The following is an 11,782-nucleotide window of genomic DNA, read 5'->3' as shown; positions in this document are numbered from 1 at the left end:
CTTCCATCCAAGGGAGTTGACCCATGCGCGCTGCCCGCATGCGCCACACGACCGGAGTCGCGCTCTCCGCCGTAGTCCTCTGCTGCCTCCCGGCGTCCGCCGTGGCCGACGCCCCGCCCAGGATCGCTGCCGCACCCGCTCACGAGACCGCACACCTCCGCCACATCCCCCTCAAAGGCGCGGTCAACGTCCGCGACCTGGGCGGTTACCGTACGGAGAGAGGCCGTCATGTGCGCTACGGCCAGGTCTTCCGGGCCGACTCGCTCAGCAAACTCACCGAAGCGGATGTCGCGAAACTCTCCGGACTGGGCCTGCGCACGGTAGTCGATTTCCGCGTCCCCCTGGAGGTGGAACGCGACGGCGCTGACCGCCTTCCGGCCGGCCTCACCGCAGCCTCCCGGCCCGTGGACGACCTCGGCCTGTACGCCCGCACGATGGAGGCCATCGGTTCCAAGGACCCCGTCAAGCAGCGGGAAATGCTCGGCGACGGCAAGGCCGAAAAGCTGATGCGTGCCATCTACCGGAATTTCGTCACCAGCACCGAGAACCGCCGCCAGTTCGCCACGGTCCTGCGGGACATCGCCCGGCACGGTCGATCCCCGCTGCTCTTCCACTGCACGTCGGGCAAGGACCGCACGGGCTGGCTGAGCTACCTCCTGCTCCACGCCGTCGGTGTCCCGGCCACCACCGCGACCGACGACTTCCTGCTCTCCAACACCTTCCGCGCCGAGGCCGACCGAAAGACCCGCGAACAGCTCGGGCAGGCCGGTCTGATGGAGAATCCGGACCTGCTCATCCCCCTCCAGGAAGTCCGCGAGGACTACCTTCAAGCGGCTCTCGACCAGGCCGAGCAGGACTACGGCGGCCTCGACGGCTACCTGACCGACGGCCTCGGCCTGACCCCGTCGACCCTGGCCGGGCTCCGCGCCCGGCTGCTGAAGTGAGCGAGGCACCGGCATGCTCCGACTGGGAATGATGGCACCGTTCACCGACGGCCTGATCACCTCGGGCGGCTTCCTCCGCGACCTCGCGGGCACGCTGGAGGAGTGCGGCGTCGAGTCGCTGTGGACGGTCGAGCACGTCGCCGTCGCCGACCGGTACGAACCGCTCTATCCGTACTCCTCCGACGGCCGGATACCGGGCAGTTCCGGGTCCGTCCCCATGCCCGACCCGCTGGAGACCATCGCCTTCCTCGCCGGTGCGTCGGACACCCTGCGCTTCGGCACCGCGATGATGGTCGCCCCGCTGCACAGCCCGGTGGTCCTGGCCAAGCGGGCCGCGACGATCGACCGGCACTCCGCCGGCCGGCTGCTGCTGGGCCTCGGCATCGGCTGGCAGAAGGAGGAGTACGCCGCCGTCGGTGTCCCCTACCGGGACCGGGGGCGGCGGCTGGAGGAGTGCGTCGGCGCGCTGCGCGCGCTGTGGGGCGGCGGCCCCGCCTCGTACGAGGGACGGCACGTCTCCTTCGAGGGCCTGCACTCGCTGCCCCGGCCCGCGAGCGGGTCGGTGCCCATTGTCCTCGGCGGGAACAGCGATCCCGCCGTCCGCCGGGCGGGCCGCATCGGCGACGGCTGGTTCCCGTACACGATCACCCCGGAGGACTTCGCCCGCCAGGCGGATCTGCTGCGCGAGGCCGCGCGGCAGGCGGGGCGGCCGGAAGACGCCGTGGAGATCACGGTATGGCCGGGCTCCTGCGACCGCGCACGCGCGTCGGATCCGTCCTGGGTACGCGGCTTCACCGACGCGGGCGCGACCCGCCTCGTCATCGCGCCCCATATCCGCGGCGCGGACGGGCTGTCGGGCCCGCGCGGCCTGGCCGCCCTGCGCGACCAGATCGACCGCTACCGCACCGAGGTCCTGGAGAAGCTGTCATGAGCGAACCTGTCATGAAGGGGGTTCAGATCATCGACCTCGTCATCCTCCCGGCCGACAAGGCCGAGCCGTGGCTGCGACGCTGGCGCGCCGACTACCTCCCGGGCGCCCTCGGCCGCGACATGGTCGCGGAACGCCTCTGGCGCACCTGGACGGGCCCGGACACGGTGGCGATCCGGATCCTGTGGTCGGTACGGGACAGCGGCGCATTCTTCGCCGCACGCGTCGCGTCCGCCGGCGATCCGCAGGTCACCGAATTCTGGGCGCACACCGATGCGCTCGCCCTGGACCGCGACCGCCAGGTACTGGAACCCCTCGGTTTCGAGGAAGGGACGACGTCATGACCCGCTGGGTGGCACTGCTCCCGGCCGAAGGAGCCGAGGCGTACAACAAGGCGGACAAGCTCCCCGGTGTGTCGGCGTGCTCGGCGGCGCCCGATCTCCCCGGCAGCTTCGGCGGCCGCGGCGCCACCTGGGACATGACCGCGGACCGTTCCCCCGCCGCCCTCGCCGCCGAACTCGGGGTGCCGGCACCGCTCGACGCGGTCGCGCTCACCCCCGTACGCAGCCGGTTCGTCCCCCTGTCCGGCCCGCGAGTAAAACGCACGCTGCTCCTCGCCGTACGCCCCGGCACACCCACCGGCCCCGTCGAGCGCCTGGAGGCCGACCTCCTCGCCATGCCCGCCCACATCTCCACCATCCGCTCCTGGTCACTGAGCCGCGTGGACCGGTCCCTCACACCCTCCCGCTGGACGCACGTCTGGGAGCAGGAGTACGCGGACATCGAGGGCCTGACCGGCGAGTATCTCGGTCACCCCTTCCACTGGACCTGCGTGGACCGGTGGTTCGACGGCGAAATCCCGGGCGCCGGAATCGTGGAGCCGCACCTGGCCCACGTCTTCCGCTGGAGCCCGGTGCCGGTCCTGCCCTCCCCTTGAATAAGGTCGGGCAATGCCCGAGCTGAAGCGGCTGCATGCCGACCATGCCCCGGCGGTCCTGGCCTTCGAGCTGGCGAACCGCGCCTACTTCGCGGCCTCGGTCCCCGACCGCGGCGATGACTTCTTCGACCACTTCCCCGACCGTTACCACGCCTTGCTGGCTGAGCAAGAGGCCGGCATCTGCGCCTTCTACCTGCTCGTCGCCGAGGACGACTCGGTACTCGGCAGGTTCAACCTCATCGACATCGAAGGCCACACCGCGACCCTCGGCTACCGGGTCGCGCAGCACGTCGCCGGCCAGGGCGTGGCGACCGCGACCGTTCAGGAGCTGTGCGGGCTGGCGGCGGCCCGGCACGGACTGCGCACGCTGCGGGCGGCCGCGGCCCACCGGAATGCCGCGTCCCAAAGAGTGCTGACCAAAGCCGGGTTCGTCCCCATAGGCCCCGCCGACCCGGCTCACCTCGGGGGCAAGCCGGGCACCTGGTATCGGCGCGACCTCATACCCCGGTGATCAGGCGTCGAGCAACGTCATCAGGACGGCGCGCGGGCGCGTGCCGTCCGGCCCCTGCCAGCCGGTCGCGACATGGCCAAGAGCTCCCTGGCGCGGCGCCGGCGGATTCTCGTCGACGGGGATGAGGACGCGGTGGACGTGCAGGACGCCGCCGGGTACGGGAAGGCGGGTACCGTTCCGGTCGTCGGTGGGCTCGGGGGCGAAGCCGTCCAGGCCGAACGGGGCGCCGGTGTGGGAGCGGGTCACCTCGTGGTCGGGGGTATCCGTGATGCTCTGCGCCATCGCCGGTGCGCTGCCTTCGATCAGCGACAGCAGCTCGGTGACGAGCACCGGGTCGTGGCAGCCGTCGTACGCCCAGCGCTTGCCCAGTACCCCGTGCTCGGCCGTGCCGATGAGGGCGTGTTCGGCCCCCTCCAACGGCGCCGCGCGGTAAGTGAGCGGTATCAAGTAGGCCGTCCGCTCCAGCCCCTTCCTGTCGGTGGCCACCATGAACTCGATGCCGACCTCGCCCTCCGGGTCGTCCAGCCGGAAGCCACCCGACTTCTCCAGCACGGGGGCGTCCGGGCCGCCCCGGTACCAAGGGCGGGTGGGCAGCCAGTCGGTGAGCAGCTCGAGCTTGGTCGGCTTGAGGGTGGTGTGGTGGATCAGCGCCATGCCGGTGGTCGCCTCCTGTCGCGGACCTGAATTTCCCTCAGCCTTCCACACCTCGCTGCGCCAGCAGTCACCACGGGCGCCGTAAGTCGCGCCTGACACAGAACCGTTGAGCACTCCCACAGCATGCGGGATCATGCAGCATGCGCCCGGATGACTCGTATCTCACCACCGACGTCGACGACTTTCTCGCCCGAGCCGGAGGCTTCCTGCGCTCGCGGCCCGGCCTGCACGTCATGCAGCTGACGTGGGCCGAGAGAGTGCGCAAGCGTGGGGCGGAGGCGTTCGGTACCGAAGCCCCCGTCTTCGGCCTGCTGGAGCGAGCGGGCGAGGTGTGCGCCACCTTCTACCGCCTCCCGTTCCGCGGCCTGGGCCTCTCCCCGCTCACACCCGAGCAGGCCGAGTCCCTCGCCGCCCACCTGGCCGCGCTCGGGCACCCCCTTCCCTCCGTCAGTGCGGACCACAGCACAGCCACCGCTTTCGCCGAGGCATGGCAGCGGCACACCGGCGCGACGCCCGAGCTCCGCGACACACGGCTCCGTCTCTACCGCCTCGGCACGCTCGCCCCGCCGGAGCCGATGCCGGCGGGTCGGGGCCGCATCCTGGGCGAGCAGGACCTTGAGCAAGTGATGTTCTGGTGCGGCGAGTTCGCCAAGGCCGTCGGGGAGGAAGTCTCCATAACCGCCGACTCCTGGGCCGGCACGCGCTTCGCCGACAAGCGCTACACGCTCTGGGAAACCCCGGACGGCACGCCCGTCTCCGTCGCCGGAATGAACCCGCTGATCGGCGGCCAGATCCAGGTGGACATCGTCTACACCCCGGCCCACCTGCGCGGTCGCCGCTACGCGGGCGCCGTGACAGCGGAGGTCAGCCGCGCCGCACTGGCCGCAGGCGCGAGGGACGTCGTCCTGTTCGCGGACCTGTCCAACCCCGCCAGCAACGCCCTCTACCAGCGCCTCGGTTATCGCACGCTCACCGACTGGGCGGCGTACGACTTCACATCCAGCTGACCGCTCGCCCAGTTGACCAGACGAGCTGTTCCTGATCCAGCCGGGCCAAGGGCTGACCGGCTTCCAGGAGTTTGGCGGCGCCGCGGACCGCGGCGGTGTGCGGTCCGGGCACAGGCTCGACGGGGGCGTTCAGCTGTCCGGTGAGGTGGTAGGCGATGTCGGGGCGCAGGGCGCCGCCGCCGGCCAGGAGCGCGCCACGCTCCAGGGCAAGGAGCATGTGGGAGGTACGGTCCTGCTCCAGCATCGTCGTCACCATCGTGGTGACAGCGCCGGTGATCTGCCGGAGTGTCGTGGAGTCGTCCAGGTCGCTGGTGCCCAGGGCGGTGCGGCGGGCGTCGACGACCGCGCCGTCGGCAAGGAGGACGACCTCGGTGAGGTGGGCGCCGAGGTCCACGACGAGCAGCGGGCGGGTCAGGTCGGCGGCTGCGGCCAGAGCCACCGCCCGCGCGGTGGGAATGGTCAGTACGGCCCATGGCCGCAGGACCTCGACCGCGGTACGAGCTGCGGTCCGGTACGCGACTCCGCCCAGCACGGGTGCGGTCAGTACGACCAGGGGACGGCCGAAACGGGGCAGGCGGTGGTCGAGCAGGCGATCGAGCATCCGGGCGGTTCCCGGAGTGTCGACGATGGTGCCGCGCTGGATGGGGTACACGGCGCCGGTGCCGGGGAAGGTCACGGTGGGCACGTCGATGATCGTTCCCCGGTCGGACATCCAGGCCCGGGTGCGGACGCTGCCCAGGTCGAGAGCGATGCCGCAGCGCCGTCCCCACAGCGGCCGGGGGCGGCGCCGGGCGACGGTCGCACGAAGGCGTCTGGTGATCACCGGCCCGCCTCCCTGACGTGCCGGCAGCGAGCGCGGTAGCGGGCCTGCGGCACGATCAGCAGGAACTCGCGGTCGATGGGCCGTCGGCACCGGTGGCAGAGGCCGTAGCGGCCCTGGTCCATGCGTGCCAAGGCCGCTTCCACGCCGGCGATCTGCCGCAGCTGGTCCTGGCGGAACCGGCGCTGCTCGTGCAGGTCCGCGCGGAGCGCGGCGAGTTCCTCCGCCGCCAGAGTCGTGTCGCGGTCACTGATGATCGGTTGGTTCACCACTTCACCCCCTGGGGCAGGGCGACGAACGGGCATGGGGCCGACGGGCGTCAGGCGCTGTTGCGCCGGCAGCCGACGCAGAACCTGGTGTAGGGCAGGATTTCCAGGCGCTCGGCCGGCACGGGCTTGGAGCAGCTCAGGCAGGTCCCGTAGCTGCCGTCCCGCACGCGGGTGAAGGCGGCCTCGATCTCGTTGAGGACCCGCTGAATGGCGTCCTTCTGTGCGTCCTTCTGCGCGGACATCAGCTGGTCCTCGGTGTCGTGGTCGACCTCGTCGATGGCCCTCAGCTGCGTCAGCCGGGCGTTGCGTTCGTGTTCGAGACGTTGCCGGGCCTCGTGGGCGGTCAGCCGCTCGGGACGGGGCTCGGTCCGGGGCGTGTCGAGCGACATGGTGCGTCCTTTTCTTTGAAGTCCGACGGCAGGCGGGACACCCCGCAGTGCGCGGTGCGCAGTGCGGCCCAGGTGGCGGCCGGAGATCACAGCCGGGGTCCGTACCCCCACCATCGGCGATGCGGCGCGCCGGGCCCATCGGGCGCAGTACCCATTCACGGCGGGGCGCAGGTCCCATCCGCCGTGACATCGACACGGCGCGCACACGGAAATGGAGTGGGCAGAAATGGGCATCACTGCCCATCGACTGAGCAGCGGCCGGCCGTCAGGCTTGCTTGCGGCAGCCGCAGGCGAGACCGCCGGTCGCCACTCGAGCCGGGGCTCATGCCCGGGCTCGCGGTAACGGACACTAGAGGCACATCGCGTCACGAGGAAAGAGGAAAGGTGTGACTCCGGTGTCCCTGTTCTGGCGGATCTTCGGGCTCAACGCCGTGGTGCTGGGTACGGCCACGGCGCTGCTGCTGTGGGCTCCGGTGACCGTCTCCGTGCCGGTCGTCCTGACAGAGGCGATCATCCTCTTGAGCGGCCTGGCCGTCATGCTGGTCGCCAACGCGGTCCTGCTGCGGCTCGGGCTGGCTCCTCTGGACCGGCTCACGCGGCTGATGAAAACCGTCGACCTGCTGCGCCCGGGCCAGCGGCTGCCGGCGCACGGCACCGGCGAGATCGCGGAACTGATCCGTACCTTCAATGCCATGCTCGACCGGCTGGAGAACGAACGGGCCGCCAGCAGCGCCCGGGTCCTGCTGGCGCAGGAGGACGAACGGCGCCGCATCGCCCAGGAACTTCATGACGAGGTCGGCCAGAGCATGACGGCGATCCTGCTGGGACTGAAGCGGTCCGCGGACAAGGCGGACGTTCCCCTGCGGGACGAGTTGCAGCAGGCGCAGGAAATCACCCGGGAGAGCCTGGACGAGGTCCGCCGCCTGGTGCGTCGGCTCCGGCCGGACGTACTGGAGGATCTCGGGCTGATCAGCGCCCTGACCGCACTCACCACCGAGTTCGCCACCCACACCGGACTGCGCGTGCTGCGCCGCTTCACCACGGATCTTCCCGCGCTGGATCAGGAGACGGAACTGGTGCTCTACCGCGTGGCGCAGGAGAGCCTGACCAACGCGGCCCGGCATGCCGAGGCGGACCGCGTGGAGGTGAGCCTGCACCACACCGATGACACTGTGCGGTTGACCGTCAGCGACGACGGCCGCGGGACGGGGGTCGCGTGCGAGGGTGCGGGAATCCGCGGTATGCGCGAGCGGGCACTGCTCGTCGACGCCACGCTGGACATCACCTCCCGGCCGCTGGCCGGCACCCACGTCCGGCTGACCGTGCCCGTTCGCAGGAAGAGTCGTGACCATGCCTGACGCAGCCAGGATCCGTATCCTCCTCGCCGACGACCATGCGCTGGTACGCCGCGGTGTACGGCTCATCCTCGACGACGAACCCGACCTGGAGGTCGTCGCCGAAGCCGGTGACGGCGCCGAGGCCATCGCCCTGGCTCGTACCCACGACGTCGACCTGGCCGTACTGGACGTCGCCATGCCCCGCCTGACCGGCCTGCAGGCCGCCCGCGAGCTCGTCAGGCTGAAGCCGGGCCTGCGCGTCCTGATGCTGACGATGCACGACAACGAGCAGTACTTCTTCCAGGCGCTGAAGGCCGGCGCCAGCGGCTACGTCCTGAAGTCCGTGGCCGACCGCGACCTGATCGCCGCCTGCCGGGCCGCCATGCGGGACGAGCCGTTTCTCTACCCGGGCGCGGTCACCGCCCTCATCCGCAACTACCTCGATCGCGTCCACCACGGCGAGGAAGTCCCCGACCAGGTGCTGACCGCTCGCGAAGAGGAGGTGCTCAAGCTCGTGGCCGAGGGCCACTCCTCCAAGGAGATCGCCGAACTCCTCTTCCTCAGCGTCAAGACGGTCCACCGGCACCGGGCGAACATCCTCCACAAACTCGGCCTGCGCGACCGCCTGGAACTCACCCGCTACGCCATCCGAGCCGGCCTCATCGAACCTTGAGCCGGGGCCGGGGGAGCACGGTGCCGGCGCGGGGGTCTGTTAAAATACTCACCACTCTCTGAGCCTTCTCGCCGCGGACGCACCACCGCCGAGAAGGCTTTTTTCATGTCCAGGGACGGCTTGCTCCCAGCAGGTGGACCGCTGTCGAGGTGCCGGCCTCGTCCAGCGCGCCGGGCAAGCAGCGCGCTCTCATCCGCTTCCCCGTAAAGGAGACTCATGCCGGACGTATGTGTACGCCTCGCGACTGTGCCGGGCCAGGCGGGACTGCCGCCCCACCCGTGGATTTCCTTCGCCGGCTCTGTGAAGGCCGGTGGCTGATCATGACCTCACGAAAGGGCGGCCAGACAGCCGCGGGAACCTGGAAGCTCGGTGACCTGACCGTCAGGCGGATCGGGTTCGGCGCGATGCGGCTGACGGGCAGTACCCCCTTCGGCCTGGCCGAGCCGAGCGACCGCCAACGATCGCTCAGCGTGCTCCGGCGCGCGATCGAACTCGGCGTCAACCACATCGACACCGCCGCGTTCTACTTCTCCGCACTGCGCTCCGCCAACGAGCTGATCAACCGAGCACTGGCGCCATACCCGGAAGACCTGGTCATCACCACCAAGGTCTGGCCCGGCCGGGACCCGTCCGGCAAGTGGTGGTGGGCCACGCCGGAGCAGTTGCGCGGCCAGGTGGAGGAAAACCTCCGCCAGCTCGGCCGTGACCACCTGGACATCGTCAACCTGCGCATCCCGCCGAGTCGCAGAACGGGCTCGATCGCCGAGCATTTCGGGGCGTTGGCCGAGCTGCGCGATGCCGGCCTCATACGCCATCTCGGTATATCCAACGCCACACCCGAGCACCTGGCCGAGGCGCAGGCCATCGCGCCGGTCGTCTGCGTGCAGAACCCCTACGGCATCGGCGCGCCGGACAAGGAGCAGGGCTTCCTGCGAGCCTGCGGCGAGCTCGGCGTCGCCTTCGTACCGTTCTTCGCGATCGCCGGTGCCGGACGCGAGGCAGGCGCGAGCGCCGAGGACAGCGAAGCGGTGCGCGCCGTCGCACGCGCGCATGGTGCGTCGACGGCACAGGTCCGCCTGGCGTGGACGCTGCAGCAGGGGCCGCATGTACTGGCCATCCCGGGTACCGGCGATCCGGACCATCTCGTGGAGAACATCGCTGCCGGTGCCCTGCGGCTCACGGACGACGACATGGCGCATCTCCAGCTCCACCATCGGGACGGCGAGTAAGCGACGCCCTCGCGTCACTCGGGCCGATGACAGACCGCCTCGACGTTGTTCCCGTCGGGGTCGCGGACAAAGACTCCGTAGTAGGACTCGTGGTAGTCCGGCCAGAGCCGGGGCGCATGCAGGACCTCGGCGCCTGTCGCGAGGGCCGCTTCGTAGAAGGCGTCCACGCCGGCTCGGTCGGCCGCGGCGAACGCGATGTGCAGTTCGCGTGTGGGCGCCGGGTCGGTCGCGGGGACCAGCCACAAGGGATGGCCCTCGACCCCGTAACTGATGTTCGCGCCGAACTGCTTCTTGCGCTCGCCACCCAGCGGCGCGAGTACGGCGTCGTAGAAAGCGGCGCTGGCGGCAATGTCGTTCACCTGAACGGCGATGTGATCCAACATGCGCCAACCCTCCAGCACCGCAGGGGAGTTCGTCACGCGCTTTTCGTGGCCGAGCCGGCCCATGGTGCCCTCGTAGTCGCGGGTGCGCCAGCCACGTCTCCGCAGCCGCGAGGTGCTCATCCCTCAGGTCTCCCCCGGCCTGTTGTAGGGCCGTACGGACGAAGGAGCAAGCCTTCTTCAATGGCCGGGGCGGTCACGATGTGCGTGGCGTCTGGTGGCATTTGCCGAGCGTGGAGCCTCGCCGTCGCGGCACGCTCGCCCCGTGTCTGACGGCATGTCCTGCATTGATCCCGTACGCGATGTCCCGCAGGACGTTCCACGCATACCGAAGCGACATCCTCATCTGAGCATCTCCAAGCAGCCTCGAACTGCCGAGCAGGGTGGGTTGCCTTACCGAACTATACCGACCTGTATGGCTACTGGCTACCCGATGACAGATGGTCACCACTGCGCAAGGAACGGAATCAGACGGGCACAGAGGGGCACCCCGTGCGCTCAACGATGGTTCGAGACTGCGGGTGATATGAGAGCGGGCGGGAGTCGCGTTACCCGGAGCCCGACTCCTCGATCATGTGACTGCCGGCAGCGCCTCGGCGGGGTGCCGACCCGGCGGCCGGGCATCCTCGGTTCCATGAAGATCGCGACTGCCCAGTGCACCTGTGTTCCTGCTGCCGTGTCCGCGAACGTGGAGCACATGGCTGCTCTGATCGCCGAGGCGCGTATGCGGGAGGCCGAGTCGGTGGTGTTTCCCGAGCCGGCACTGACCGGGTACGAGCTCGCAGCCGTACTCCGGGCGGGCGGTGTCGCCGGCGTCGTCAACTGTGCTGCGGCCACCGACGAGGACCGGCCCGCCATCGAGACGCCGGTCTTCGGGGCCGACGGCGAAATGATCACTACGTATCGCAAGCAGTATCTCTTCGAGCACGAGCGGGACGTATTCGTAGCAGGCCAAGTTGAAGCAGTTCAGGGCTGGGGCCGACTCAGGCCACGCGCTGTCCGACCTCGGCGGTGACCAGCATGGGCCTGTCAGCAGCGGCCTCTGCGAGAAGGGCTCCGTCCGGCGCCCACAATGCGGAGCGGCCACCAGTGCGCTGGCCAGAGGCACCTCGCACCCATCGACAGTGCCTCGGAAGGCCAGCTCGGTGAAGTGGTTGTCGAAGCACGTGACCAGAGCGAAACGAAGCCCTCCGAGGCCGGCCGCCGCCTGATCTCATGCGCTGACGGGTGGGGACCTACTGTCGCTCTTCTCCGGGATCACATGCCGGATGGCCCGACGTTGTCCGGCAGTTGGCGCGGCCTGCCGACCCCAACCGTGGCATGCGGCTCAGTGGTTCCGTCGGGGCGACCCGCGAAGGGGGCTGCTGACGAGGCTACGCAAGGGCCCGGACGGGCCAGGCCCCCGCCCTGGGGACGGGGGCCTGGATCAAGCGGTGGCGCAGCCGGTGGCTGTCAGTAGCGGTAGTGGTCGGGCTTGTACGGGCCCTCGACCTCGACGCCGATGTAGGCGGCCTGCTCCGGGCGGAGCTCGGTGAGCTTGACGCCCAGCGAGTCCAGGTGGAGCCGGGCGACCTTCTCGTCCAGGTGCTTGGGCAGCACGTACACGTCCGTCGGGTACTGCTCGGGCTTGGTGAACAGCTCGATCTGGGCCAGCGTCTGGTCCGCGAAGGAGTTGGACATCACGAACGAGGGGTGACCGGTGGC

The 11,782-nt window shown here is 70.0% G+C and carries 16 protein-coding genes; 10 read left to right on the top strand and 6 right to left on the bottom strand.

Annotated features, from left to right (window positions below):
* Window positions 1-23: 23 nt before the first annotated feature.
* The 5 genes from ACIGXO_RS30735 to ACIGXO_RS30715 are packed head-to-tail and all read left to right on the top strand — an operon-like array spanning window position 24 to window position 3,320.
* Window positions 24-944, top strand: coding sequence for a tyrosine-protein phosphatase (locus ACIGXO_RS30735; RefSeq protein ID WP_399793363.1), 921 nt, complete (start codon window positions 24-26; stop codon window positions 942-944).
* A gap of 13 nt (window positions 945-957) precedes the next feature.
* A complete protein-coding gene (locus ACIGXO_RS30730) occupies window positions 958-1,875 on the top strand; it encodes a TIGR03619 family F420-dependent LLM class oxidoreductase (RefSeq protein ID WP_399793360.1) in 918 nt (305 codons plus the stop codon).
* Window positions 1,872-2,216 (top strand): hypothetical protein, encoded by a 345-nt coding sequence (locus ACIGXO_RS30725; RefSeq protein WP_399793357.1) that lies wholly within the window; start codon window positions 1,872-1,874, stop codon window positions 2,214-2,216. Before ACIGXO_RS30730 ends, ACIGXO_RS30725 begins: the two co-directional genes overlap by 4 nt.
* Window positions 2,213-2,809 (top strand): Dabb family protein, encoded by a 597-nt coding sequence (locus ACIGXO_RS30720; protein ID WP_399793354.1) that lies wholly within the window; start codon window positions 2,213-2,215, stop codon window positions 2,807-2,809. Before ACIGXO_RS30725 ends, ACIGXO_RS30720 begins: the two co-directional genes overlap by 4 nt.
* Before the next feature lie 13 nt (window positions 2,810-2,822).
* The gene (locus ACIGXO_RS30715) at window positions 2,823-3,320 is read left to right on the top strand and encodes a GNAT family N-acetyltransferase (RefSeq protein ID WP_399793351.1); all 498 of its coding nucleotides are present in this window, start codon (window positions 2,823-2,825) and stop codon (window positions 3,318-3,320) included.
* On the opposite strand, the gene ACIGXO_RS30710 is transcribed toward ACIGXO_RS30715, so the two are convergent.
* Window positions 3,321-3,974 (bottom strand): 1,4-alpha-glucan branching protein, encoded by a 654-nt coding sequence (locus ACIGXO_RS30710; protein WP_399793348.1) that lies wholly within the window; start codon window positions 3,972-3,974, stop codon window positions 3,321-3,323.
* A gap of 140 nt (window positions 3,975-4,114) precedes the next feature.
* Between ACIGXO_RS30710 and ACIGXO_RS30705 the strand changes: the two genes are divergently transcribed.
* Window positions 4,115-4,981: a GNAT family N-acetyltransferase gene (locus ACIGXO_RS30705; RefSeq protein ID WP_399793345.1), complete on the top strand. Its 867-nt coding sequence runs from the start codon at window positions 4,115-4,117 to the stop codon at window positions 4,979-4,981.
* Here ACIGXO_RS30705 and ACIGXO_RS30700 read toward each other — a convergent pair.
* The 3 genes from ACIGXO_RS30700 to ACIGXO_RS30690 are packed head-to-tail and all read right to left on the bottom strand — an operon-like array spanning window position 4,968 to window position 6,459.
* Window positions 4,968-5,801 carry a rod shape-determining protein gene (locus tag ACIGXO_RS30700; protein WP_399793730.1) on the bottom strand — a complete coding sequence of 278 codons (834 nt, stop codon included), beginning with the start codon at window positions 5,799-5,801 and terminating at the stop codon, window positions 4,968-4,970. The genes ACIGXO_RS30705 and ACIGXO_RS30700 overlap by 14 nt on opposite strands.
* Window positions 5,801-6,073, bottom strand: coding sequence for a TraR/DksA family transcriptional regulator (locus ACIGXO_RS30695; RefSeq protein WP_399793343.1), 273 nt, complete (start codon window positions 6,071-6,073; stop codon window positions 5,801-5,803). Before ACIGXO_RS30695 ends, ACIGXO_RS30700 begins: the two co-directional genes overlap by 1 nt.
* A gap of 47 nt (window positions 6,074-6,120) precedes the next feature.
* Window positions 6,121-6,459: a TraR/DksA C4-type zinc finger protein gene (locus ACIGXO_RS30690; protein WP_399793340.1), complete on the bottom strand. Its 339-nt coding sequence runs from the start codon at window positions 6,457-6,459 to the stop codon at window positions 6,121-6,123.
* 395 nt (window positions 6,460-6,854) lie between these two features.
* Here ACIGXO_RS30690 and ACIGXO_RS30685 point away from each other — a divergent pair, with 395 nt between their 5' ends.
* The 3 genes from ACIGXO_RS30685 (at window position 6,855) to ACIGXO_RS30675 (ending at window position 9,698) form a co-directional block, all read left to right on the top strand.
* Window positions 6,855-7,817: a HAMP domain-containing sensor histidine kinase gene (locus tag ACIGXO_RS30685; RefSeq protein WP_399793728.1), complete on the top strand. Its 963-nt coding sequence runs from the start codon at window positions 6,855-6,857 to the stop codon at window positions 7,815-7,817.
* Window positions 7,810-8,469 (top strand): response regulator, encoded by a 660-nt coding sequence (locus ACIGXO_RS30680; protein WP_399793726.1) that lies wholly within the window; start codon window positions 7,810-7,812, stop codon window positions 8,467-8,469. Before ACIGXO_RS30685 ends, ACIGXO_RS30680 begins: the two co-directional genes overlap by 8 nt.
* Before the next feature lie 320 nt (window positions 8,470-8,789).
* Window positions 8,790-9,698, top strand: a complete 909-nt coding sequence (locus tag ACIGXO_RS30675; protein ID WP_399793338.1) for an aldo/keto reductase — start codon at window positions 8,790-8,792, stop codon at window positions 9,696-9,698.
* A 14-nt stretch (window positions 9,699-9,712) separates the two neighbouring features.
* Here the strand turns inward: ACIGXO_RS30675 and ACIGXO_RS30670 are convergent, their stop codons facing one another.
* Window positions 9,713-10,201 (bottom strand): VOC family protein, encoded by a 489-nt coding sequence (locus ACIGXO_RS30670; protein ID WP_399793336.1) that lies wholly within the window; start codon window positions 10,199-10,201, stop codon window positions 9,713-9,715.
* 511 nt (window positions 10,202-10,712) lie between these two features.
* Between ACIGXO_RS30670 and ACIGXO_RS30665 the strand changes: the two genes are divergently transcribed.
* Complete coding sequence (locus ACIGXO_RS30665; RefSeq protein WP_399793334.1) at window positions 10,713-11,093, top strand: nitrilase-related carbon-nitrogen hydrolase; 381 nt, start codon at window positions 10,713-10,715, stop codon at window positions 11,091-11,093.
* Window positions 11,094-11,530: 437 nt separating this feature from the next.
* On the opposite strand, the gene ACIGXO_RS30660 is transcribed toward ACIGXO_RS30665, so the two are convergent.
* Window positions 11,531-11,782 (bottom strand): adenosylhomocysteinase (locus ACIGXO_RS30660; RefSeq protein WP_399793331.1); only part of this gene is annotated, 252 nt, incomplete at its 5' end.

It is taken from the genome of Streptomyces sp. NPDC053542 (assembly GCF_044544685.1).
Lineage (GTDB): Bacteria > Actinomycetota > Actinomycetes > Streptomycetales > Streptomycetaceae > Streptomyces.
The sequence above is the reverse complement of the archived record's forward strand: the minus strand, read 5'-3'. Positions and strand labels throughout refer to the sequence as shown.

Coding starts and splice junctions, on each gene's coding strand:
- ACIGXO_RS30670 (WP_399793336.1), bottom strand. CDS start 10,201: ATGAGCACCTCGCGGCTGCGGAGACGTGGCTGGCGCACCCGCGACTAC.
- ACIGXO_RS30705 (WP_399793345.1), top strand. CDS start 4,115: ATGCGCCCGGATGACTCGTATCTCACCACCGACGTCGACGACTTTCTC.
- ACIGXO_RS30680 (WP_399793726.1), top strand. CDS start 7,810: ATGCCTGACGCAGCCAGGATCCGTATCCTCCTCGCCGACGACCATGCG.
- ACIGXO_RS30725 (WP_399793357.1), top strand. CDS start 1,872: ATGAGCGAACCTGTCATGAAGGGGGTTCAGATCATCGACCTCGTCATC.
- ACIGXO_RS30665 (WP_399793334.1), top strand. CDS start 10,713: ATGAAGATCGCGACTGCCCAGTGCACCTGTGTTCCTGCTGCCGTGTCC.
- ACIGXO_RS30675 (WP_399793338.1), top strand. CDS start 8,790: ATGACCTCACGAAAGGGCGGCCAGACAGCCGCGGGAACCTGGAAGCTC.
- ACIGXO_RS30715 (WP_399793351.1), top strand. CDS start 2,823: ATGCCCGAGCTGAAGCGGCTGCATGCCGACCATGCCCCGGCGGTCCTG.
- ACIGXO_RS30735 (WP_399793363.1), top strand. CDS start 24: ATGCGCGCTGCCCGCATGCGCCACACGACCGGAGTCGCGCTCTCCGCC.
- ACIGXO_RS30730 (WP_399793360.1), top strand. CDS start 958: ATGCTCCGACTGGGAATGATGGCACCGTTCACCGACGGCCTGATCACC.
- ACIGXO_RS30710 (WP_399793348.1), bottom strand. CDS start 3,974: ATGGCGCTGATCCACCACACCACCCTCAAGCCGACCAAGCTCGAGCTG.
- ACIGXO_RS30690 (WP_399793340.1), bottom strand. CDS start 6,459: ATGTCGCTCGACACGCCCCGGACCGAGCCCCGTCCCGAGCGGCTGACC.
- ACIGXO_RS30720 (WP_399793354.1), top strand. CDS start 2,213: ATGACCCGCTGGGTGGCACTGCTCCCGGCCGAAGGAGCCGAGGCGTAC.